This window comes from Streptomyces thioluteus (assembly GCF_039535865.1).
The window spans coordinates 1-22,553 of the sequence record NZ_BAAAXZ010000060.1; the positions used below are offsets into that span (position 1 = coordinate 1).

The following is a 22,553-nucleotide window of genomic DNA, read 5'->3' on the forward strand; positions in this document are numbered from 1 at the left end:
GGCGGCGGCGAGCTGCCGGTCGGTGAGCCAGGCGAGCCAGCAGTGGAAGTCGACGCGGTCCAGCAGCTCACCGCGGGCGCGCGCGGTGCGGGCGGAGCGGGGGTCCTTGAGGCCGCCTGGCCAGCGGTGCCAGTCGGGGCCGTACACCTCGGCGAGGGCGCACCAGGTGGCGTGGTCGTCGAGGGCCTGGCCCTGCTCGGCGAGGAAGTCGCAGTACGCGGCGCGGCGGCCGGGGCTCGGCGGGACGTGCCGCACCAGCTCCAGGGCGCGCAGCTTCAACGCCCGGACGGCGTCGTGGTCGATGGGCTCGCCGCCGCGCAGGACGGCCTCCCGCAGCTCCCCCGCGCGGGCCAGTAGCCGCTGGGCCTCCTCGCGGTCCTCCCCCGCGAGGTAGCCGAACTCGGTGATCTCCTCGACGCGCAGGTGGACGGGGTCGGGGAAGCGGCGCGAGGACGGCCGGTACGGGGAGGGGTCGGCGGGCCGGCCCGGGAAGCCGGGGACGGCCGCGTGCAACGGGTTGACCTGGACGAAGTCGGCGCCGAAGGACCGGCCCGACCAGGCGGCGAGCTCGGCCAGGTCGCCGAGGTCGCCCATGCCCCAGGAGCGGGCGGAGAGCAGGGAGTAGAGCTGGACGAGGAAGCCGTGGCAGCGGGCGGGCGGCTGGGGCAGCAGCCGCGGGGCGACGACGAGCGGCGCGGCGGCGCTCCGCCCGTCGGGGGTGCGGGCGCGCAACAGATGGGTGCCGACGGGCAGTTCGCCGTCCCAGGGCAGTCCGTCCCCGTCCGCGGTCCCGACGCGCAGCTCGGTGCCCTCGGGCAGGTCCGGCACCCGCGGGACGTCGCCCTCACGCAGCACCACGGCCGGGGGCAGCAGGCGGCCCTGCTCCGCGCGGGCGTGGGCGTCGAGCGCGTCGCGGACGGCCCGGGGGGTGGAGGCGTCCACGCCGAGCGCGGCGAGGACGGCGACCACGGTCTCCTCGGGCACGGGGACGCTCTGCCCGGGCGCGGGCTCGTAGGAGGTGGCGACGCCGTGCAGGGCGGCGAGGTGCGCTCGGTCCATACCGGCCTCCGGCGGCTGGGAACAGCGGGAACGGGGAACCACACCCATCGTCACCTTACTGACGTGGGCGTCCGCCTGACGGTGCTTTGGCCGGTCCCGCCCCCGGCGGACCCCCGCGCACCGGGCAATACCGGCAGTTCGGTCACCTGCGTTGACACGCTCCGCCCCTGGTGATGGGCTCGTCGCTCACGCACGACAAGAGGCAAGAGGGGCGAGGAGAAGGCGGTGCGGTTCCAGGGCGGCGACGACCCCTCAGACAACCCCTCGGACAACCCCGCAGGCGGCCCCTCGTACGGCGATCCGGCATACGGCGATCCGGACCTGCGGCCCGCGGGCCGGACCGGCGGCACTCGGCGGCCGGGCGGCCCGTTCGCCGCCCGCCCCCGCCGCGCCGGGATGACCACCGTGCTGGCCGCCGCGCTGCTCGGCGGGCTGCTCGGCAACGCGCCGGGGGCACTCGCCGCGCCGGGCGGGCCCGCTGCGGCCGCGGCCGGCAGTCCGGAGGCCCCCGAGGCGGACGGCGGCGGCCTGCCGCCCGTGTGGCCGCGCCCGCAGCAGGCCCGCGCCCAGGGGGCGTACGCCCCCGTCGGCACCGAGGTCACCTTGATGTCCGAGCCGGGCACCGACCCGTACGCGCTGTCGGCCCTGCGCGAGATCCTGCACGGGCTGGGGGCGGGCACCGTGGTGGACGCCGCCCCGGGCGGCACCCCGCCGCCGCGCGGCCTGATCGTGTACGCGGGCGGCCGGGGCGCCGAGGAGGCGCTGCGCGCCTTCGGCGCGGACGCCCCCGGCGACCTGCCCCGGGGCGGCTACCGGCTGGCGGCCGGGCAGTTGGCCGGCCGGCCGACGGTGGCGATGGCCGGCGTCGGCGAGGACGGGCTCTTCCACGCGGCGCAGACGCTGCGGCAGCTGGCGGTGGCCAAGGACGGCGGCCGCGCCTTCGCGGGGGCGCTGATCCGGGACTGGCCGGTCACGGCCGTGCGCGGGATCACCGAGGGCTTCTACGGAACGCCGTGGTCGATGCCGCAGCGGCTGGCCCAGCTGGACTTCATGGGCCGCACCAAGCTCAACCGCTATCTCTACGCGCCCGGTGACGACCCGTACCGCGGCGCGAGGTGGCGCGACCCGTACCCGGCCGACCGGCGCGAGGAGTTCCGGTCGCTGGCCGACCGGGCCCGGCGCAACCACGTGACGCTGGGCTGGGCGGTCGCGCCCGGGCAGGCGATGTGCTTCTCGTCCGACGGGGACGTGCGCGCGCTCAAGCGCAAGGTGGACGCGATGTGGGCGTTGGGCGTGCGCGCCTTCCAGCTCCAGTTCCAGGACGTGAGCTACAGCGAGTGGCACTGCGGGGCGGACGCGGACGCGTTCGGCTCGGGGCCGGAGGCGGCGGCGAAGGCGCAGGCGAAGGTGGCCGGGGCGCTCGCCGGGCACCTGGCCGCCAAGGGCCGCGCGGCGGCCCCGCTGTCGCTGCTGCCCACCGAGTACTACCAGGACGGGCGGACGGCCTTCCGGCGCGCGCTGGCGAAGCGGCTGGACCCGCGCGTGGAGGTGGCGTGGACCGGCGTCGGCGTGGTGCCGCGGACCATCACCGGCGCCGAACTGGCCGACGCCCGCGGCGCGTTGGGCCACCCGCTCGTCACCATGGACAACTACCCGGTCAACGACTTCGCGCAGGACCGTATCTTCCTCGGCCCCTACACCGGGCGGGAGCCGGCCGTCGCCGTGGGCTCCGCCGCCGTGCTGGCCAACGCCTCGGCGCAGCCCACCGCGTCGCGCGTGCCGCTGTTCACCACCGCCGACTACGCCTGGAATCCCCGGGGTTACCGCGCCGAGGAGTCCTGGAAGGCCGCCGTGGACGACCTCGCGGGGGACGACCCGCGCGCCCGCGAGGCGCTGCGGGCGCTGGCCGGCAACGACGCGTCGTCCGTGCTCGGCGGCGAGGAGTCGGCGTATCTCCGGCCGCTCATGGACGAGTTCTGGGCCGCGCTCTCCGGCACCGACGCCGCCCGGCTGACGGCGGCGGCGGACCGGCTGCGGGGCGCCTTCCGCACCATGGCCGACGCCCCCGGCCGCCTGGAGAACTCCTTCGGCGCCGAGGTCCGGCCCTGGCTGGAGCAGCTCGCCCGGCACGGCGAGGCCGGCACGCGCGCCGTCGACATGCTCACCGCCCAGGCGCGCGGCGACGGCGCGGGCGCCTGGCGCGCGGAACTGGACGTGCTGCGGCTGCGGGACCGGATCGCCGCCGAGAAGGTCACCGTCGGCGCCGGCGTCCTCACCCCGTTCCTCCAGCAGGCCCTGGCCCGGGCCAACGGCTGGCTGGGCGTGGACCGCCCGCTGCGCACGGCGGGCGCCGCCACCGACGGCGACCCGGCGACGTCCGTGCCGGCCCCCGGGGACGGCCCGCTGACCGTACGGCTGCGCGAGCCGCACCCGATGACCGCGGTCACCGTCCTGACCTCGGCCGCGCCCGGCGCGCGCGGCACCGTCTGGGCCCACACCGCCGACCGGGGCTGGCAGCCGCTGGGCGCGCTCTCGGACAGCGGCTGGACGCAGCTGCCCGGCAAGGGCGTACGGGCCGACGCCCTGCGCCTGGTCTGGACGGGCACGGTCCGTCCGGCGGCCGTCCACGAGGTCACCCCCTGGTTCGCCGACACCTCCCCGGCGAGCTTCGAGCTCACCCACGGGGAGGCGACCGCCGAGGCGGGGGGCGCCCCGGCGGTGGTCGAGGCCCGCATGATCAACCAGCGGCCGCAGCGGGTGGACGAGAAGCTCACCGTGACCGCCCCCAAGGGCGTCACGGTCAAGGCCCCGGAGCGGCTCACCGCCGTCCGCGGCGGCGTGACGACGGCCCGCATCGAACTCTCCGTCCCCGCGGACGCCCCCCCGCTCCTTCACCGCCACGGTCCGGCTGGGCGACCAGGAGCGGACGGTGACCGTCCGGTCCTACCCGTCCGCCGGCGGCCCCGACCTCGCCCGCGGCGGCAGGGCCACCTCCTCCGGGGACGAGGCGTCCGACTTCCCCGCCTTCAAGGCGATCGACGGCGACGACACGTCCCGGTGGTCCTCCCAGCCCACCGACGACGCCTGGTGGCAACTGGAGCTCCCCCGCCCCACCCGCCTCGGCCGCCTCGTCCTGCACTGGCAGGACGCCTACGCCGCCCGCTACCGCGTCCAGGTCTCCCCCGACGGCCGCACCTGGCGCGACGCGGCGTCGGTGACCGACGGCAAGGGCGGCACGGAGACGCTGCGCTTCGACGCGCCGGGCACGCGGTTCGTCCGGATGCAGGGCGAGAAGCGGGCCACGGAGTTCGGATACTCGCTGTTCGGGGTGGAGGCGTACGCGGTGCGGGAGAAGAAGCCGTAGGGCCCGCCCGGCGGGTCAACCCGCCGGCAGACCGGCCCGTTTCACCGCCTCCCGGCTCGGCCTGCGATAACCGCAGTTGCAGACCCAGTCGTCGTAGCGCGAGATCGTCCCGTCGTGCCCCATCTGGATCTCGCGGACCATGGTGCGGTCCATGCAGCGGGTGCACCGCACGCCCTCGCACATGGTGCGGGGGAACCTCTCCTGACCCGTCTTCTGGCTCATGTCCGCGATGATGCGCCCAAGCCGGACCGATGGCACCGGCATGTGCGGCAGGGTCCCCCTATCTGTGTACGCGAGTGCCGTCCGGGGTTGCGCGCGGAAGGCCGGGCCGTCGTCGCCGGGCCTTCGCGCCCGTACGACGATGGCCCGGCCTCTCAGGCGGAAATGCCGTCGATCCGGGCCATCGCGTCCTCCGCGCCGTATGCCTGAAGGTAAGGCAGCCAGCGCGGGTCCCTATGGCCCGTGCCGATGATGCGCCACGCCAGCCCGGTCGGCGGAGCCGGCTGGTGGCGCAGCCGCCAGCCCAGCTCGGCGACGTGCCGGTCGGCCTTGACGTGGTTGCAGCGGCGGCACGCGGCCACCACGTTGTCCCAGGCGTGCCGGCCGCCCCGGCTGCGCGGCACGACGTGGTCGACGCTGGTTGCGACGCCACCGCAGTAGGCGCAGCGCCCGCCGTCGCGGGCGAAGAGGGCGCGGCGGGTGAGCGGGACGGGGCCCCGAAAGGGGACCCGCACGAAGCGCTTCAGCCGGACGACGCTGGGCGCGGGGATGGTGCAGGTCGCGCTGTGCAGGTAGGCGCCCGTGTCCTCGAGGCTGACGGCCTTCTCATTGAGGACGAGTATGAGCGCGCGGCGGAGCGGTACGACGCCGAGCGGCTCGTACGACGCGTTGAGGACCAGGACGTGCGGCACGGGTGCCTCCTTGTACGCCGGCGGCGCGTGGCTCGCGCCGGGACGATCTCCTGCAAGTGTCCCCTGGCCCGTGGCCGGAGCGCCACCATCGGCGGGTAACGGGTCACAGGTGTTTTGGACCACACCTCGGTCAACCCCGTGCAGGACCTGCCCCATCTCGAACACAACAACGGGTCACCTGTTGTGCCCCGCTAGTGTGAAGGGTCTGCCCGCGCCGCAGCCCGGCGCGGTCATGTCCATTACGAAGGGTTCCTGCTGTGTTCTGGTCCGCTGCCCTCGCCGCCGCAGACTCGACGCCCCGTCCCTCGTCGCTCGACGAGGCACAACAGACGGCCGACCACGCCGCCGGCTGGATAGAGGAGAACTGGTCCATCTGGCTCAGCAACGGGCTGCGGATCATCCTCATCGTCCTGATAGCCGTCGTCATGCGGTCCCTGATCCGCCGGGCGATCACCAAGCTCATCGCCCGGATGAACCGCACCGCCCAGGCCATGGACGGCGCCCTCGGCGGCCTCCTGGTCAACGCCGAGCGCCGCCGTCAGCGCTCCGAGGCCATCGGCTCCGTTCTGCGCAGCGTCACCTCGTTCCTGATCATGGGAACGGCGGCGCTGAGCGTGCTCTCCGTCCTCAAGATCGACCTGGCGCCGCTGCTGGCGAGCGCCGGTGTGGCGGGCGTGGCGATCGGTTTCGGCGCGCGCAACCTCGTCACGGACTTCCTCTCCGGCGTCTTCATGATCCTGGAGGACCAGTACGGCGTGGGCGACGAGATCGACGCGGGCGTCGCCCAGGGCACGGTCGTCGAGGTCGGCCTGCGCGTGACCAAGCTCCGCGGGGCCAACGGCGCGATCTGGTACGTCCGCAACGGCGAGGTGAAGCGGATCGGCAACCTCAGCCAGGGCTGGGCCATGGCCGAGGTGGATGTCACCCTCCGCTACGACGAGGACCTGGACCGCGCGCGCGACGCGATGGTGCGCGTGGGCGAGGAGATGTCCAAGAGCACCCCGTGGGACGAGAAGCTGTGGGAGCCCGTCGAGGTCATGGGCCTGGACTCGGTCTCCCTGGACTCCGTCGTCGTCCGCGTCCAGGCCAAGGCGGCCCCCGGCGAGGCCGGCGCCGTCGCGCGGGAGCTGCGCTGGCGGATCAAGCAGGCGCTGGACGCGGCGGGCATCCGCATGGGCCCCGCCGCCGGCCGCGGCCGAGGAGGAGCCGGCCGCCGCCGACCCGTCGGCGGGCGTGGCGCCCCCCTCGGCGCTGGGCAACCCCACCTCGCCGCAGTCGCTGGCCACCGCGCCGATACCGCCGGGGGCGACGCTGGGCAAGTGAGCGACCCTGGGACGGGCTACGCGCCGACCCGTCCCAGGAACTCCGCCACGTTCGCCAGCAACCTGGCGACCCGCTCCTCCTCGGTGAGCGACTCCTTGTAGCGGGGCCCGGAGAACTCCGGCACCTTCCTCCCCCGCACGTACAGCGAACACGCCAGGTCCGCGCACATGTAGGCGCCCACCGTGTTCCCCTCCCGGCCGGCCGCGCCCACGCGCCGGGCCGCGAGCAGCGAGACCCCCGAGCCCGGGTGCCCGGTCAGGCACAGCGAGCAGATCGTCGTCTTGGTGGCGCTGCGCGGCCCGCCCTGCGGCACCCGCAGCGTGACGCCGAGCGCCCTGCCGTCCCGTACCGCCACGAGATAACCGCGGTCCGGCGCGCCCGGGTCCCGCCAGCCCAGGAAGTCGAGGTCCTCCCAGGGGAGTTCGGCCAGGCCCCGGGGCAGGCTGATCCTGCGGGCCTCGCCCTTCGAGCAATTGATGAAAGAGGCTCGTATCGCGGCCTCGTTCAGTGGTTCCATGAGGCGAGAAGCTAACAGTGTGCCTGAAGTGACGTCATGCGAATTTTGGGAGGGCTGGTCCCGTGAAACTCGCAGTGGTCGGCGGCGGTTCCACCTACACCCCCGAGCTCATCGACGGCTTCGCCCGCCTGTGCGGGACGCTCCCGCTGGACGAGCTGGTCCTGGTCGACCCGGACGCGCACCGGCTCGGCCTGATCGGCCCGCTGGCCCGGCGCATCTTCGCCCGGCAGGGCCACCCCGGCCGGATCACCTGGACCGGCGGTCTCGACGCGGGCGTGGACGGCGCGGACGCGGTCCTGCTGCAGCTCAGGGTGGGCGGCCAGGCCGCCCGCGAACAGGACGAGACCTGGCCGCTGGAGTGCGGCTGCGTCGGCCAGGAGACCACGGGCGCGGGCGGCCTGGCCAAGGCGCTGCGCACGGTCCCGGTCGTGCTGGACATCGCGGAGCGGGTCCGGCGGCGCAGCCCGCGCGCCTGGATCGTGGACTTCACCAACCCGGTCGGGATCGTCACCCGGGCCCTGCTGACGGCGGGGCACCGGGCCGTGGGCCTGTGCAACGTGGCCATCGGCTTCCAGCGCAAGTTCGCCGCGCTGCTCGGGGTCGCGCCGGAGGCCGTCTCCCTGGACCACGTGGGCCTCAACCACCTCACCTGGGAACGGGCGGTACGCGTCGGCGGCACGGACGTCCTGCCGGGGCTGCTGGCCGAACACGGTGCGGCCGTCGCCGCCGATCTGCGCATGCCGCGCGCGCTGCTGGACCGGCTGGGCGTCGTCCCCTCGTACTATCTGCGCTACTTCTACCAGCACGACGAAGTGGTGCGGGAGCTGCGGGAGAAGCCGTCCCGGGCGGCGGAAGTCGCTGCGCTGGAGCGTGAGTTGCTGACGATGTACGCCGATCCCGCACTGGACGAGAAGCCCGGGCTGCTGGCGCGGCGGGGCGGGGCGTACTACTCCGAGGCGGCCGTCGCACTGACCGCGTCGCTGCTGGGCGGCACGGGCGAGACCCAGGTCGTCAATGCCTTCAACCGCGGGACGCTGCCGTTCCTGCCGGACGACGCGGTGATCGAGGTACCGGCCGCGGTGGACGCGGAGGGCGCCCACCCGCTGCCCGTACGCCCGTTGGAGCCGCTCTTCGCGGGGCTGGTGGCGGCCGTCACCGCCTACGAACACCTGGCACTGCGGGCCGCGTTGGAGGGCGGCCGGAACCGGGTCTTCGAGGCCCTGCTGGCCCACCCCCCTCATCGGCCAGACCGAGCACGCCGACCGGCTGACGGACGCGCTGATCGCGCACAACCGGGAGCACCTGCCATGGGCGTGAGGCGTGCGCTGGCGATCGACGCGGGCAACAGCAAGACGGACGTGATCCTCGTCGACGCGTCCGGCGCCGTGCTCGGCTCGGCACGCGGCGGCGGATTCCGGCCGCAGACGACGGGCGTGCGGGAGGCGGTGGCCGGGCTGGCCCGCCTGGTCGCGGCGGCGAACCCGGACGGGCTGCCCGTCGAGCACGTCCGGGCCTGCCTGGCCAACGCCGACCTGCCGGCCGAGGAGGAGCGGCTGGCCGCGGAGCTCTCGGGCTGGGGACGGACGGTCACCGTCGCCAACGACACCTTCGCCCTGCTGCGGGCCGGGCTGCCGGACGGGGCCGAGCCCCGCGGGGTGGCGGTCGTCTGCGGCGCCGGCACCAACTGCGCGGGGCTCGCGCCGGGGGGCCGCGTCCACCGCTTCGCGGCCCTCGGGCGGCTGTCGGGCGACTGGGGCGGCGGGGTCCACCTCGGGGAGGAGGCCCTCTGGTGGGCGGCCCGCGCGGACGACGGCCGGGGCGAGCCGACGGCCCTGGAGGCCGCGCTCCCCGCCCACTTCGGCCTCCCGTCCGTACCGGCCCTGATCGAGGCCCTCCACCTCGGCACCGTCCCCCCGTCCCGCCGCCACGAACTGGCCCCCGTCCTCTTCGCCGTGGCCGCGGCCGGCGACCCCGTCGCCCGCTCCCTGGTCGCCCGCCAGGCGGAGGAGGTGGTGACGATGGCCCGAGTGGCCCTGGAACGGCTGGGGTTGGCGGACGAGGCGGCCCGGGTGGTCCTGGGCGGCGGCGTACTGGCGGCCCGCCATCCGCTGCTGCACGACGCGGTGCTCTCCGGCCTGGCGGAACGCGCGCCCCGGGCGGAGCCGGTGGTGGTCACGGTGCGGCCGGTGCTGGGGGCGGGGTTGCTGGCGCTGGACGGGATGGGGGCGGGGGTGGGGGCGTGTGCGCGGCTGAGGGGATGGTTTTGATTTTGCCCCTGGCCCGCCCTTTCACCGTTTCCCGCAGGGGCTGCGCCCCTGCGCCACCCCACCGGGGGCTTCGCCCCCTGGACCCCTGAAACCGCGCTCCGCGCGGTTGTCCTCAAGCGCCGGAAGAAACGGTGAAAGGGCGGGACCGGGGCAAACTCCCCCACCAGCCCCCACACCCGGTGTGTTTGTCACCCCCTCCCGCCATACTGCTACCACCGACGACCAAGGGGGGGTCTCGTGCCACATCCGCAGCAGACAACCACGGCCGTGGGGCCGAGCCCGGGGCGGAGTCCCGGCGTGAGCCCAGCCGCGGGCGCGGGCCCGAGACAACCCGCCTGGCGCGAGGCCAGCACCCGCCTGCGCAAGGCCGCCACCACCGAACCCGGCCGCCTCCGCACCCTCGGCGCCGTCCTCGCCGCCGCCCTCGTCCTCTTCGGCGCCGTCACCGCCTGGCAGGTGACCGACCGGGCCACCGCCGCCGACGCCGTCGTGGACCGCAGTCAGCCGCTGAGCGCCGCCGCCGCGGACCTCTACCGCTCCCTCGCGGACGCCAACACCACCGCCGCCCGCGGCTTCCTGCCCGGCGGCAAGGAGCCGCGCCCCGTCCGCCTCCGCTACGAGAAGGACATCGGCACCGCCTCGGAACTGCTGGCCCGGGCAGCCGCGAACACCGGCGCCTCATCGACCGAACGCGCGCGGATCGCCGCGCTCAACAGCCAACTCCCGGTCTACACCGGCCTGGTGGAGCAGGCCCGCGCCAACAACCGGCAGGGCCTTCCCCTCGGCGGCGCCTATCTCCGCTACGCGAGCGAGCGGATGGAGAAGGATCTGCTGCCGACCGCCCGGGCGTTGTACGACGCCGAGACGGACCGCCTCGGGTCGGACTACCGCAGCGCGAAGTCCTGGCCGTGGGCCGCGCTCGCGCTCGGCGTGCTGGCGCTGGGCGCCCTCGGCTGGGCCCAGCGCCGGACGTATCTGCGCACCAACCGGGTGTTCAACCACGGCCTGCTGGCCGCCACCGCGGCCTCCGGCGTGGTGCTGCTGTGGCTGGCCGTGGGCCACGGCGTCGCCCGCGCCGAGCTGGAGGATTCGTACGAGCACGGCGCCAGGTCGCTCCAGGTGCTCAACACCGCGCGCATCAGCTCCCTCCAGGCCCGCGGCGCGGAGACGCTGGCGATGGCGACGCGCCACGACGTGCTCACCGCCCAGGGCAAGGACGCCTACGAGGAGCGCTACAGCACCAACATGCGTGATCTGTACGGCATCGGCAGCGGCACGGACACCGCCGACGCCCGCCCGGGAAGCCTGCTGGACCGGGCCCGTTCCCTGGCCGACGGCGCCGCCGGCCGCGACCCGGTGGCGAAGGCCGTCGCCGAGGTCAAGGAGTGGCAGCAGCGGCACACCGAGGCCAGGAAGGCCGACGACGCCGGCGACTACGAGGGGGCGCTGGCACGGGTGACCGACGAGAAGAACAGCACGGGCGAGGCGTTCGACCAGGTGGACACCGCGCTGCGCCAGGCGCTGGACCACGAGCAGGACGACTTCCGGAGCGCGGCCGACGACGGGCGGGACGCGCTGACGGGCCTGGCCGTGGGCGCCGCGGTACTCGCGGTGCTGGGCGCGACCGGCGCGGTGCTCGGCATCGGCCGCAGGCTGTCGGAGTACCGGTGACCAGGGGAGGCGGGGCCATGCGAGGACGGAAGCCGACGACCACCGGGGCGACCAAGGTGACCAGGGCCGCCGTCTGGGCCACGGCGACGGCCCTGGCCGCGTTCGCCCTGCCCGGCACGGGAGCGGCGGCGAGGGGCACCCCGCAAGCCGCCCCCGTGCCCGCCGCGGTCCCCGCCCCGCCGGCCGCCGAGTGCGCCGCCCCGGAGGCGAGTCTGCGCCCGTCCACCGCGGACGGCCCGGCCGTGCGCCGGATCAAGGAGCGCGGCCGGCTGATCGCCGGCGTCGACCAGAACAGCTACCGCTGGGGCTACCGCGACCCGGCCTCCGGCCGGCTCAACGGCTTCGACATCGACCTCGTCCGGGCGATCGCCAAGTCCCTCCTGGGCGACCCGAACAAAGTGGCCTTCCTCGCGATCCCCACCAATCAGCGCATTCCCGCACTGAAGTCGGGCAAGGTGGATATCGTCGCCCGTACGATGACCATCAACTGCTCCAGGATCAAGGAAGTCGCCTTCTCCACCGCCTACTTCGAGGCGGGCCAGCAACTGCTCGCCCCCAAGGGCTCGCCCGTCACCGGCTTCGACGACGGCAGCCTGACGGGGCACACGGTCTGCGCCGCCTCCGGTTCCACGGCCGAGACGGCGCTGGCGAAGAAGGGCCGTTCGGTCCGGGTGACGACCGTCCCCAACCAGCTGGACTGCCTGGTCCGCCTCCAGCTCGGCCAGGTCGATGCAGTGCTCACCGACAACGCCCTGGCCGCCGGACAGGCGGCCCAGGACCCGTCCGTGGGACTGGTCGGCAAACCGTTCACCACCGAGTACTACGGCGTGGCGATGAACCACGACTCCACGGACCTGGTACGCCGGGTCAACGCGGTTCTGGACGACTACCGCAGGGGCGGCGCCGACAGCCCCTGGATGGTGTCCTACCGCAAGTGGCTGGACCGGGCGAACCTCGGGATCACGGCACCGCCGGAGCCCACATACAGGGACTGACACGCCCTGCCGCACACTGAGAACGGGAACGACGGGGAGGGAGACCGGCGGACGGCCGGCCGCGCACGGCGGCCGACGGGGAATCGCACAGCACCGGTACGAAGCGGCGCGCGCCGCGGACAGGAGAGGGGACCGATGGCGGTCGCGGGGCCCACCGGGCCGGTCTTGAGCCGCGAGGAGGTGGACCGCGCGCTGGCGAGGCTCGGCGCGGAACACGAGGCTGTCGAATCCTCGCTGCTCGCCCTGCAGGACCACGCCGGCCGCCGGCTGCTGGAGGGCGCCGAGCTCAGCGGCGCCACCCGCGCCCGGTGGGCGGTCGCCGAGCAGCTGATCACCCAGCTGTGGATGTACTTCGACACCTACACCGGCGCCCTCACCGCGGCACGCGAGCTCCGTTCCCGCCGCCGCTGGCCCACCCAGGCCGAACTGGGCGAGCTCACCGACCTGCTGACCGGCGCCCGGGTCACCCTCCCCGGCGGCGACCCGGCCGCCACGGTCACCGCCCTGGGCACGGCCGCCAAGCTCAGCGAGCAGCTGACCCTCCAGGAGCTCGTCGACCGGATGAACGGCTGGTACGCCCAGGCCCTGGACGTCGTCGTCATCGCCGACGCCGTCTGGTCCGCCCTCCCGGCCCGGATCGACCTGCTCGCCGCCGAACTCCAGCGCACCCGCTCCCTGGCCCACTCGGTCGGCGTGCGCCCCGGCGAACACCCCGCCGGCGACGACCTGGAGGACATCACCCGGGAGCTGATCGCCCTGCGGGCCGCGGTGGTGGAGGATCCGGTCGCCTTCTGGACCGGCGCCTCGCCGAGCTCCGCCCCGGGCGGCGGCCGTCCCGACACCGACCGCTACGACCGGGCCGCCCGCGCGCTGGAGGACGTCCGCCGGGAGGTCGAGGCGGTGCTGACCGTCCGGCAGGACGCCGAGCAGCGCCTGATGCGGGTGCGCGACGTGCTCTCCCGGGCCGACCGCACGCTCACCGAGGCCCGCCAGGCCCGCGTCGAGGTGCTGTCGAAGATCGCCGCGTCCGAGGTGCCCGCCGTCTCCGGCCCGCCGACCCTGCTCTACGAGCAGCTCTCGGTCGCCGCCGAGCACCGCAGACGGGCCCGCTGGCACCGGCTCTCGCCGCTGCTGGAGGGGCTGGAGCAGCGCGCCGACGAGGAGCTGACGCGGGCCCGGGAGTCGCTGACGGCGGTCACCGCCCCGCTGGCCGTCCGGGCCGAACTGCGCGGCCGGCTGGACGCGTACAGGGCGAAGGCCGCCCGGCTCGGCCTCGCGGAGGACCCCGTCCTGGGCGAGCGGTACGACGCGGCCCGGCGCAAGCTGTGGAGCGCGCCCTGCGACCTGGTCGCCGCCGAGCAGGCCGTGCTGCGCTACCAGCACGCGGTGGCCGAGGCCCTTGCCCCGCCCCCGGGCGGAACCGGAGGCTACGGCCAGGGTGTCATCGACCGCAGGGGGGATTCATGAGCGGCAACACCACCGGCACCACCGCGGGCACCACGGCCGGCGCCTGCCAGCGGCCCGGCTGCACGGGCGCGTACGAGGACGTGGGCGGCGGCGAGACGTACTGCGACACCTGCGGCCTCGCGCCGGTCGTCGCGCCGAACGGCACGCTGTCCTCGCCGCCCACCGGCATCACCCACGGCGCCCCGCACAGCGCGCCCAGCTCCCGCACCTCGGCCCGCTCCGCTTCCTCCCGCTCCGGCTCCTCCCGCCGGTCCGTCTCGGGCCGGCTCTCCCGGGCCACGGCCGCGACGGGCGAGGGCGGCTCCCGCTCGGTGTCGGTGCGCAGCTCGCAGTCGAACACCGCCGCCTCCGGCCGCAACAGACTCGGCGCGGGCCTGGTCAGCGTGCCGGGCGTGCCGCGCCCCGACCCGCGCTCGGCGGTACTGGCGAACCCCGAGGTCCCGGAGCGCAAGCGGTTCTGCTCGCGGAGCGACTGCGGGGAGCCGGTGGGCCGTTCGCGCGGCGACCGCCCCGGGCGCACCGAAGGCTTCTGCACCAAGTGCGGCCATCCGTACTCGTTCGTCCCCAAGCTCCGCGCCGGCGACGTGGTGCACGGCCAGTACGAGGTGGCCGGCTGCCTGGCGCACGGCGGCCTCGGCTGGATCTACCTGGCGATAGACCGCGCCGTCTCCGACCGCTGGGTCGTCCTCAAGGGCCTGCTCGACACCGGCGACGAGGACGCGCTCGCGGTCGCCCTGTCCGAGCGGCGCTTCCTGGCCGAGATCGAGCACTCGAACATCGTCCGCATCTACAACTTCGTCGAGCACCTCGACCAGCGCACCGGCAGCCTCGACGGCTACATCGTCATGGAGTACGTCGGCGGCAAGTCCCTCAAGGACATCGCCAACGAACGCCGCCTGCCCGACGGCCGGCGCGACCCGCTGCCCGTGGAACAGGCCTGCGCCTACGGCATCGAGGCGCTGGAGGCGCTCGGCCACCTGCACAGCCGCAACCTGCTGTACTGCGACTTCAAGGTGGACAACGCCATCCAGCAGCAGGACCAGCTCAAGCTGATCGACATGGGCGCGGTCCGGCGGATGGACGACGACGAGAGCGCCATCTACGGCACGGTGGGCTACCAGGCCCCGGAGGTCGCCGAGGTCGGCCCGTCGGTCGCCTCCGACCTCTACACCGTCGCCCGCACCCTGGCCGTGCTGACCTTCGACTTCCAGGGCTACACCAACGTCTTCGCGGACAGCCTGCCCGACCCGGACAACATCGAGGTCTTCCGCCGCTACGAGTCCTTCTACCGCCTCCTGGTGCGCGCCACCGACCCCGACCCGGCGCGCCGGTTCTCCTCCGCGGCCGAGATGGCGGAGCAGCTGACGGGCGTGCTGCGGGAGGTCGTGGCGCTCCAGACGGGCAGGCCCCGGCCCGCGCTGTCGCACCTGTTCGGCCCGGAGCCCCGGGTGGTGGACACCGTCCTGTTCGCCGAGCGGACGGAGGACCCGTCCGCGCTGGGCGGGCGGGCCCCGGGAGGCCGCCGGCCGGCGGCCCCGCCCGCGCCGGCCGCCGTCCCCGCGGCGCCGGCCGTCGCCCCGCTCGACGTCCCGGCCGCCGCCTTCGCGCTGCCCGTCCCCGTGGCCGACCCGGCCGATCCGAACGCCGGTTTCCTCGCGGGCCTGCTCTCCTCCCAGCCCGCCGAGCTCCACGCCGCGCTGCGGGCCGCGCCCGTCACCTCGCCGGAGCTGCGGCTGCGCCTGCTGCGGGTCCAGCTGGAGCTGGGCGAATTCGACCTGGCGGGGCGGGCGATGGACGCCCTGGAGACCGAGCACCCCGACGACTGGCGGACCGTCTGGTACCGCGGGCTCCACGCGCTGGTCACCGGCGACAGGGAGACCGCCGCGGTCTCCTTCGACGCCGTCTACGACGCGTTCCCCGGCGAGCCCGCCCCCAAGCTCGCGCTGGGGGTGTGCGCGGAGGTGCTCGGCCAGCTGGACAACGCCGCCGAGTACTACCGTCTGGTGTGGGCCACCGACCCCAGCTTCGTCAGCGCCGCCTTCGGGCTGGCCCGGGTGAGGCTGGCCGCCGGGGACCGCGCGGGCGCGGTGGGGACGCTGGAGTCCGTGCCCGAGGCGTCCATCCACTTCACGGCGGCCCGGGTGGCGGCGGTCCGCGCCCGGCTGCGCCAGCGCTCCCCCCGGGAGCAGCTGTTCGACGACCTGAGCGCCGCCGCCGGCCAGGTGGAGCGGCTGGACGGCTTCGGCCTGGACCCGGTGCGCCGCGAGCGGCTCGCCACGGAGGTGCTGGGCACCGCGCTGGACTGGGTGCTCTCGGGCAGCACGGGCGCGCCACCACCCGCTTCCGGCCCCCGCCTCACCTTGCTCGGCGGCGGGCTGGACGAGCGGAGCCTGCGCTTCGGGCTGGAGCGCTCGTACCGTGTGCTCGCACGCCTCGCCCAGCGCGGCGAGGAACGGATCGAACTGGTGGAGCGGGCCAACCGTTTCCGCCCCAGGACATGGGTGTGATCGATGTCGCAACTGCCGCAAGCCGCGCAGCGGACGGCCTGTCCCGTCTGCCAGGAGCCGCTGGAGCCGGCCGACAACTACTGCGGCGGATGCGGCGTGGACCTCTCGGCGGCCCCCGCGTCCTCCGCGGCCGGTGACCCCCGGTCGCGGAGCGCCGTCCGGCTGCGCGAGGCGGACGGCCACCGGCCGGCGCCGGCCGCCGTGCCGGTGCAGACGGCCCACGACGCGAGCGGCGCGACCGGTCGGCGCGCGTGCGCCGCCTGCCGGTCCGGCATGATCGACGACGACGGGTACTGCGAACACTGCGGGCATGCACAGCCGCGCGAACGGGATCACATGGAGCACGAGACGGCAGGCGTCGCCGCGGTCAGCGACCGCGGTCTGCGCCACCACCGCAACGAGGACGCCTACGCCGTGACCACCACGGCCCTGCCGGACGACGGCCCCGCCGTCCTCGCCGTCCTCTGCGACGGCGTGTCGTCCGCGGCGCGCTCGGACGAGGCGTCGGCGGCGGCCAGTTCGGGCGCCCTCGCCGCCCTGGAGACCGCCCTCGCCGCCGGCACCCCACCGCGCGAGGCGACCCACCGGGCGATCCTGGAGGCCGCCGAGCGGGTCAGCGCCCTGGCCGCCGGCGACCACCGGCCCCGCGAGCACCAGCGCTACCAGCAGGAGAACGCCCCGGCCTGCACCATCGTCAGCGCGGTGATCACGGGCGAGCTGCTGACGATCGGCTGGGTCGGCGACAGCCGCGCCTACTGGGTGCCCGACGACCGCACCGCCCAGCCGGCCCGGCTCACCGAGGACGACTCCTGGGCCGCCCAGATGGTGGCCGCCGGGCTGCTGTCGGAGGCCGAGGCGTACGCGGACGAGCGGGCGCACGCCATCACCGGCTGGCTCGGCGCCGACGCCTACGAGGTGGAGCCGCACGTCTCGGCGTTCCAGCCGGACCGGCCCGGCGTCGTGATCGTCTGCACCGACGGCCTGTGGAACTACGCGGAGACGGCCGAGCAGATGGCTGCCGTCATCCCGGCCGACGCCCGCGCCCGGCCGCTGGAGACCGCGCGCCATCTCGTCGGCTACGCCCTTGACGGCGGGGGCCACGACAACGTAACCGTTGCGGTACTGCCGTTCCCCGTCCGTACGGAAGGGGCGGGAACGGCCTGACGCCGGACGGCGTCACGGGGGGATCAGCGCGCCGGTGCCGGGGGGCACCGTGCGCGCCCGTTCGCCCTGCTTGCCCGGATCAGGTGAGTTTCGAAGGAGCGGAACGGATGTCCCAGTTCTCCAAGCCGGACGCGCCCCGGTTCTCCGTCGACGTCTACCAGAACGAGTTCCTCCCGGAGGGCGGTCGCGACGTGAACGCGATCGTCACCGTCACGTCCACCGGAGGCGGCACCTCCGCGGCGTCCGCCCCCGACACCGCAGTGGTGATCATGGTGGACTGCTCGGGTTCCATGGACTACCCGCCCACCAAGTTGCGCAACGCCCGGGAGGCCACGGCCGCCGCCATCGACGTCCTGCGCGACGGCGTCTCCTTCGCCGTGGTGGCCGGCACCCACCAGGCCAAGGAGGTCTACCCCGGCGTGGGGCGGCTCGCGGTGGCCGACGCCACCACCCGCGCCCAGGCCAAGGAGGCGCTGCGCAAGCTCAGTCCGGGCGGCGGCACGGCCATCGGCACCTGGCTGCGCCTGGCCGACCGGCTGCTGGCCCCGTCCGGCGCCTCCATACGCCACGGCGTCCTGCTCACCGACGGCCGCAACGAGCACGAGGAGCCGGACGCGCTGCGCGCCACCCTGGACGCCTGCGCGGGACGGTTCACCTGTGACGCCCGGGGCGTGGGGACGGACTGGGAGGTGAAGGAGGTCACGGGCATCGCCTCGGCCCTGCTCGGCAGCGCCGACATCGTCGCCGATCCCACCGGGCTGGCCGCGGACTTCACCGGGATGATGGAGAGCGCGATGGGCAAGGAGCTCGCCGACGTCTCCCTGCGGCTGTGGACCCCGCAGGGCGCCGAGGTGGTCTTCGTGAAGCAGGTCGCCCCGACCGTCCAGGAGCTGACGGACCGTCGGACGCAGGCGGGCCCGCGCGCGGCCGACTACCCCACCGGCTCCTGGGGCGACGAGTCCCGCGACTACCACGTCTGCGTCCGCGTCCCCGACGCCGGAGTGGGCCGCGAGATGCTGGCCGCCCGCGCCTCGCTCGTCCGCCCCGCGCCCGACGGCTCGGCGCCGGAGGTCCTCGCCCAGGGGCTGGTCCGGGCGGTGTGGACGGACGACCTGGCGGCCTCGACCACCATCAACCCGCAGGTCGCCCACTACACCGGCCAGGCCGAGCTGGCCCAGGCCATCCAACAGGGCCTGGAACTCCGCAAGTCGGGCGATCTGGACGGGGCAACGGCCAAGCTGGGGAGGGCCGTTCAGCTGGCCAACCGCTCGGGGAACGAGGACACCGCCAAGCTGCTGGCGAAGGTGGTGGACGTGGTGGACGCGGTGAACGGTACTGTGCGGCTGAAGGCGAAGGTCTCCGCGGAGGCGGAGAAGACGCTGGAGACGCGGTCCACGAAGACGGTCCGCGTGAAGAAGTAGTGATGTCGCCAGGCCAGTTGGACACGGCGCTAGAGGGGGAGACGACCGACATGCCGACCTGCCCGAACGGCCACCAGTCGGTGGCCGACGACTGGTGCGAGGTGTGCGGGCACCGGATGTCCGGGACGCCCGCGGCCACAGGGCCCGTGCCCCCGCCGCCTCCGCCGGCCCCGCCGACCTATGGCGGCCCCGCCGCGGAGGCGACCATGCAGGCGGAACTGTGCCCGCAGTGCCGCACGCCCCGCGAGGCCCAGGCCCCGTTCTGCGAGGAGTGCGCCTACAACTTCATGCTGCAGTCGCCCTCCCCGTACGTGGCGCCGCCGCAGCCGCAGGGGTTCGAGTCGGCCCCTCCCCCGCCGCCGCACCCGCAGCCCCCGCACACCTTCGAGTACCACGGGTCCCGGCCGTCCCGGATCAACCGCCCGGCCGAGCCGCTCGCCCCGCAGCCCCCGGTTCCGGGCCCGGACGACGGCGACTGGATCCTGCCCCCGCCGAGCGCCCCGGCGGCCCCTCCGGCCGGCTGGCTCGCGGTGATAGCCCCGGACCGCGACTACTTCCGGTCGATGATGAACCGCAGCGGCCCGGAGGCGGCGGGCCTGAACCTGCCCGCCTACTCGCCCGAGCAGCAGTGCCGGCTCACCGGCCCCCAGATCACCATCGGCCGCCGCCGCCACAGCACCGGGGAGTCGCCCGACATCGACCTCTCCCGCCCGCCGGAGGACCCGGGCGTCTCGCACCAGCACGCCGTCCTCGTCGAGCAGCCCGACGGCAGCTGGGCCGTGGTCGACCAGGACTCCACCAACGGCACGACGATCAACGGCTCCGAGGACCCGATCCAGCCCTACGTCCCCGTCCCGCTCCAGGACGGCGACCGGGTGCACGTCGGGGCCTGGACGACGATCACCGTCCGCCGCGGCTGAGCCCCACGGGCCCGCGGTCCTACGCCCGGAGTCCTCCTCCGGCCATCTGCGACCATGGAGAGGTGAACGAGATTCCGCGCGGCACGCTCCCGGAGCAGACCTTCTACGAGCAGGTCGGCGGCGAGGCGACCTTCCGGCGTCTGACCCGCCGCTTCTACGAGGGGGTGGCCGCGGACCCGCTGCTGCGGCCGATGTACCCGGAGGAGGACCTCGGCCCGGCCGAGGACCGCATGGCCACGTTCCTCATGCAGTACTGGGGCGGCCCCCGCACCTACAGCGAGAACCGCGGCCACCCCAGGCTGCGCATGCGCCACGCCCCCTTCACGGTGGACCGCGCCGCCCACGACGCCTGGCTCCGGCACATGCGCGCCGCGGTGGACGACCTGGGTCTGTCCCCCGAGCACGAGCAGCAGCTGTGGAACTACCTGACGTACGCGGCGGCGTCGATGATCAACACGCCGGACTGACTCACCCCGGGCGCGCCACCCAGCCCGTCCGGCGCTTGAGGACGAACGCGGCGCAGCCGCGTTGCGGGGTCCGGGGCGAAGCCCCGGGGAAACGGTGAAAGGGCGGGGCCGGGGCAAATTCCCCTCGTCACGCAGGCGTGACGGACAGCCCCGCCATCGCCCCACCGATCCGCACGACCACGGACCCGTACGGCGTCCGCAGGCGCAACCACCCCGCAGCCGCGAACAACATCGGCGGCTCCCCCGCGGAAGCCAGGAACCCCAGAGACTGCGCCGCGTGCACCGCCCGCAAGGGCAACCCGGTCTCCCCCAGCGTCCGCGACCAGATCTCCCGCCCGATACGGTCCCGCTCGGCCCGCGTACGCCGCTGCTCGGGCAGCGCCTCGTCACGCGACCGGAACTCGGCGACCGCGGCGCCGACCGCACCGCGCACCGCCGCCGCGTCCGGCATCCCGGCCACCCGCCGCCCACCCGCCGCGCGGCGGCAGCACACCCGTCCAGGGCGGCCCGGTGACACCCGCGGGCAGGCCAACGACGAGCCCGCCGTCCACGGCCGACCCCGCGTCGACCGCGTCCGCGAACTGCCCCGCCGACACGGTCACGTCGAAGACGTCCTCGCCCAGCAGCCGGGCCGTCCGGATGGCCAGCACCTCGAAGGACGGCGGCCGGCCGAAGACGGCGAGGACACCGCCGCCCGCCTGGAGCCGCACGACCGCGCCCCGGTCGTAGTGGATCAGCCGGGCGAGGAAGGCGGCCAGATCGGCCGCCTCCCCGGCGTCGGCGAACCGCAGCCGCTGCCCCGGCGGGGGCGGCGGGGACTGAAGTGCCGTCATGCGGCGACGGCCTCCTCGGACGCCTCGTCCCGGTACTGCTCGAGCAGTTCCTTCTCCTCGGCGGTGAGCCGCCGCGGCCGCCCCGTCTCCAGGTCGACCGGGACGACGACCGTGCTGGCCCGCACGTAGGTCCGCTCCTCGTCCTTGACCTCGTAGGACACGGTCGTGGAGGCGGTGCCGACCCTCGTCACCCAGGTCTCGATCGTCACCGGCTCGTACCGGTGCACCAGCGGATGCAGGTAGTCGATCTCGTGCCGGGCCACGACGGACCCGCCCGCGAAGGACGGGCTCCCGTCACCCGGCGCCAGCCGGAACATGAAGTCGATCCGCGCCTCTTCCAAGTAGCTCAGGAAGACGGCGTTGTTGACATGGCCGAAGGCGTCCATGTCCGACCAGCGCAGGGGGCAGGAGTAGATGTGGCGCGCCACGGTCAGCCCCGGGTGAGCTTCTTGTAGGTGGCACGGTGCGGACGGGCCGCGTCCGGGCCGAGGCGCTCGATCTTGTTCTTCTCGTAGGACTCGAAGTTGCCCTCGAACCAGAACCACTTGGAGTCGCCCTCGTACGCCAGGATGTGCGTGGCGACCCGGTCCAGGAACCAGCGGTCGTGGGAGACGACCACGGCGGCACCGGGGAAGTCCAGCAGGGCGTTCTCCAGCGAGGAGAGGGTCTCGACGTCGAGGTCGTTGGTCGGCTCGTCGAGGAGCAGCAGGTTGCCGCCCTGCTTGAGGGTGAGCGCCAGGTTCAGGCGGTTGCGCTCACCGCCGGAGAGCACACCGGCCGGCTTCTGCTGGTCCGGGCCCTTGAAGCCGAACGCGGAGACGTAGGCGCGCGAGGGCATCTCGACCTGGCCGACGTTGATGTAGTCCAGCTCGTCGGAGACGACGGCCCACAGCGTCTTCTTGGGGTCGATGTTGGCGCGGCTCTGGTCGACGTAGGAGATCTTGACGGTCTCGCCGACCTTGATGCTGCCGGAGTCCGGCTTCTCCAGGCCCTGGATCATCTTGAACAGGGTCGTCTTGCCGGCGCCGTTCGGGCCGATGACGCCCACGATGCCGTTGCGCGGGAGGGTGAAGGACAGGTCGTCGATGAGGACCTTGTCACCGAACGCCTTGGAGAGGTTCTCGACCTCGACGACGATGGAACCCAGACGCGGGCCCGGCGGGATCTGGATCTCCTCGAAGTCCAGCTTCCGCATCTTGTCGGCCTCGGCGGCCATTTCCTCGTAACGGGCCAGTCGCGCCTTGGACTTGGCCTGCCGGCCCTTGGCGTTGGAGCGGACCCACTCCAGCTCCTCCTTGAGGCGCTTGGCGCGCTTGGCGTCCTTCTGCCCCTCGACCTTGAGGCGGGCCTGCTTGCTCTCCAGGTAGGTGGAGTAGTTGCCCTCGTAGCCGATGGCGCGCCCGCGGTCGAGCTCCAGGATCCAGCCCGCGACGTTGTCGAGGAAGTACCGGTCGTGGGTGATCGCCACGACGGTGCCGGCGTACTGGGCCAGGTGCTGCTCCAGCCAGTTCACCGACTCGGCGTCGAGGTGGTTGGTGGGCTCGTCGAGGAGCAGCAGGTCGGGGGCCTCGAGCAGCAGCTTGCAGAGCGCCACGCGGCGCTTCTCGCCACCGGAGAGGTTGTTGACCGGCCAGTCGGCGGGCGGGCAGCCCAGCGCGTCCATGGCC

The 22,553-nt window shown here is 74.5% G+C and carries 15 protein-coding genes and 4 pseudogenes; 12 read left to right on the top strand and 7 right to left on the bottom strand.

What is annotated here, in order from left to right:
* The coding region (locus ABD794_RS07715; protein WP_344961828.1) for a 4-alpha-glucanotransferase at positions 1-1,059 on the bottom strand (1,059 nt) is incomplete at its 3' end.
* Between the two features lie 396 nt (positions 1,060-1,455).
* Here ABD794_RS07715 and ABD794_RS07720 point away from each other — a divergent pair.
* Positions 1,456-4,423: pseudogene (locus ABD794_RS07720) on the top strand (beta-N-acetylglucosaminidase domain-containing protein).
* Between the two features lie 15 nt (positions 4,424-4,438).
* On the opposite strand, the gene ABD794_RS07725 reads toward ABD794_RS07720, so the two are convergent.
* Together ABD794_RS07725 and ABD794_RS07730 are read right to left on the bottom strand one after the other, a co-directional pair.
* Positions 4,439-4,645: a hypothetical protein gene (locus ABD794_RS07725; RefSeq protein WP_344961830.1), complete on the bottom strand. Its 207-nt coding sequence runs from the start codon at positions 4,643-4,645 to the stop codon at positions 4,439-4,441.
* 152 nt (positions 4,646-4,797) lie between these two features.
* Positions 4,798-5,334, bottom strand: a complete 537-nt coding sequence (locus ABD794_RS07730; RefSeq protein ID WP_344961831.1) for an HNH endonuclease — start codon at positions 5,332-5,334, stop codon at positions 4,798-4,800.
* Between the two features lie 257 nt (positions 5,335-5,591).
* Between ABD794_RS07730 and ABD794_RS07735 the strand changes: the two are divergent.
* Positions 5,592-6,657: pseudogene (locus ABD794_RS07735) on the top strand (mechanosensitive ion channel family protein).
* A gap of 16 nt (positions 6,658-6,673) precedes the next feature.
* Here the strand turns inward: ABD794_RS07735 and ABD794_RS07740 are convergent.
* Positions 6,674-7,174: an FBP domain-containing protein gene (locus ABD794_RS07740; RefSeq protein ID WP_344961832.1), complete on the bottom strand. Its 501-nt coding sequence runs from the start codon at positions 7,172-7,174 to the stop codon at positions 6,674-6,676.
* A gap of 62 nt (positions 7,175-7,236) precedes the next feature.
* On the opposite strand from ABD794_RS07740, the pseudogene ABD794_RS07745 reads away from it, so the two are divergent.
* The 10 genes and pseudogenes from ABD794_RS07745 to ABD794_RS07790 all read left to right on the top strand — a co-directional run bounded on the left by ABD794_RS07745 (position 7,237) and on the right by ABD794_RS07790 (position 20,053).
* Positions 7,237-8,491: pseudogene (locus tag ABD794_RS07745) on the top strand (6-phospho-beta-glucosidase).
* A complete protein-coding gene (locus ABD794_RS07750; protein WP_344961835.1) occupies positions 8,482-9,441 on the top strand; it encodes an N-acetylglucosamine kinase in 960 nt (319 codons plus the stop codon). The pseudogene ABD794_RS07745 and the gene ABD794_RS07750 overlap by 10 nt, the downstream one beginning before the upstream one ends.
* A 297-nt stretch (positions 9,442-9,738) precedes the next feature.
* On the top strand, positions 9,739-11,112 hold the full coding sequence (locus tag ABD794_RS07755) for a hypothetical protein (protein WP_344961838.1): 1,374 nt from the start codon (positions 9,739-9,741) through the stop codon (positions 11,110-11,112).
* A 17-nt stretch (positions 11,113-11,129) separates the two neighbouring features.
* Positions 11,130-12,107: a glutamate ABC transporter substrate-binding protein gene (locus ABD794_RS07760; protein ID WP_344961841.1), complete on the top strand. Its 978-nt coding sequence runs from the start codon at positions 11,130-11,132 to the stop codon at positions 12,105-12,107.
* 135 nt (positions 12,108-12,242) lie between these two features.
* Positions 12,243-13,574, top strand: a complete 1,332-nt coding sequence (locus ABD794_RS07765) for a coiled-coil domain-containing protein (protein ID WP_344961843.1) — start codon at positions 12,243-12,245, stop codon at positions 13,572-13,574.
* Positions 13,571-16,081 (top strand): serine/threonine-protein kinase, encoded by a 2,511-nt coding sequence (locus tag ABD794_RS07770; RefSeq protein WP_344961845.1) that lies wholly within the window; start codon positions 13,571-13,573, stop codon positions 16,079-16,081. Before ABD794_RS07765 ends, ABD794_RS07770 begins: the two co-directional genes overlap by 4 nt.
* A 3-nt stretch (positions 16,082-16,084) precedes the next feature.
* The gene (locus ABD794_RS07775; protein ID WP_344961847.1) at positions 16,085-17,245 is read left to right on the top strand and encodes a PP2C family protein-serine/threonine phosphatase; all 1,161 of its coding nucleotides are present in this window, start codon (positions 16,085-16,087) and stop codon (positions 17,243-17,245) included.
* 107 nt (positions 17,246-17,352) lie between these two features.
* The gene (locus ABD794_RS07780; RefSeq protein WP_344961849.1) at positions 17,353-18,666 is read left to right on the top strand and encodes a VWA domain-containing protein; all 1,314 of its coding nucleotides are present in this window, start codon (positions 17,353-17,355) and stop codon (positions 18,664-18,666) included.
* Between the two features lie 50 nt (positions 18,667-18,716).
* Positions 18,717-19,586, top strand: a complete 870-nt coding sequence (locus tag ABD794_RS07785; RefSeq protein WP_344961851.1) for an FHA domain-containing protein — start codon at positions 18,717-18,719, stop codon at positions 19,584-19,586.
* Positions 19,587-19,648: 62 nt separating this feature from the next.
* Positions 19,649-20,053 carry a globin gene (locus ABD794_RS07790; protein ID WP_344961853.1) on the top strand — a complete coding sequence of 135 codons (405 nt, stop codon included), beginning with the start codon at positions 19,649-19,651 and terminating at the stop codon, positions 20,051-20,053.
* Between the two features lie 127 nt (positions 20,054-20,180).
* On the opposite strand, the pseudogene ABD794_RS07795 reads toward ABD794_RS07790, so the two are convergent.
* The 3 genes and pseudogenes from ABD794_RS07795 to ettA form a co-directional block, all read right to left on the bottom strand.
* Positions 20,181-20,886: pseudogene (locus ABD794_RS07795) on the bottom strand (DUF8185 domain-containing protein).
* The gene (locus ABD794_RS07800) at positions 20,883-21,314 is read right to left on the bottom strand and encodes an acyl-CoA thioesterase (RefSeq protein WP_344961855.1); all 432 of its coding nucleotides are present in this window, start codon (positions 21,312-21,314) and stop codon (positions 20,883-20,885) included. The pseudogene ABD794_RS07795 and the gene ABD794_RS07800 overlap by 4 nt, the downstream one beginning before the upstream one ends.
* Before the next feature lie 2 nt (positions 21,315-21,316).
* A partial coding sequence (gene ettA / locus ABD794_RS07805) for an energy-dependent translational throttle protein EttA (protein ID WP_344961857.1) occupies positions 21,317-22,553 on the bottom strand: 1,237 nt, incomplete at its 5' end.

Excerpts from the sequence above, each read along its gene's own strand:
- ABD794_RS07725 (WP_344961830.1), bottom strand. The coding sequence starts at position 4,645 with ATGAGCCAGAAGACGGGTCAGGAGAGGTTCCCCCGCACCATGTGCGAG.
- ABD794_RS07740 (WP_344961832.1), bottom strand. The coding sequence starts at position 7,174 with ATGGAACCACTGAACGAGGCCGCGATACGAGCCTCTTTCATCAATTGC.
- ABD794_RS07750 (WP_344961835.1), top strand. The coding sequence starts at position 8,482 with ATGGGCGTGAGGCGTGCGCTGGCGATCGACGCGGGCAACAGCAAGACG.
- ABD794_RS07760 (WP_344961841.1), top strand. The coding sequence starts at position 11,130 with ATGCGAGGACGGAAGCCGACGACCACCGGGGCGACCAAGGTGACCAGG.
- ABD794_RS07765 (WP_344961843.1), top strand. The coding sequence starts at position 12,243 with ATGGCGGTCGCGGGGCCCACCGGGCCGGTCTTGAGCCGCGAGGAGGTG.
- ABD794_RS07770 (WP_344961845.1), top strand. The coding sequence starts at position 13,571 with ATGAGCGGCAACACCACCGGCACCACCGCGGGCACCACGGCCGGCGCC.
- ABD794_RS07775 (WP_344961847.1), top strand. The coding sequence starts at position 16,085 with ATGTCGCAACTGCCGCAAGCCGCGCAGCGGACGGCCTGTCCCGTCTGC.
- ABD794_RS07780 (WP_344961849.1), top strand. The coding sequence starts at position 17,353 with ATGTCCCAGTTCTCCAAGCCGGACGCGCCCCGGTTCTCCGTCGACGTC.
- ABD794_RS07785 (WP_344961851.1), top strand. The coding sequence starts at position 18,717 with ATGCCGACCTGCCCGAACGGCCACCAGTCGGTGGCCGACGACTGGTGC.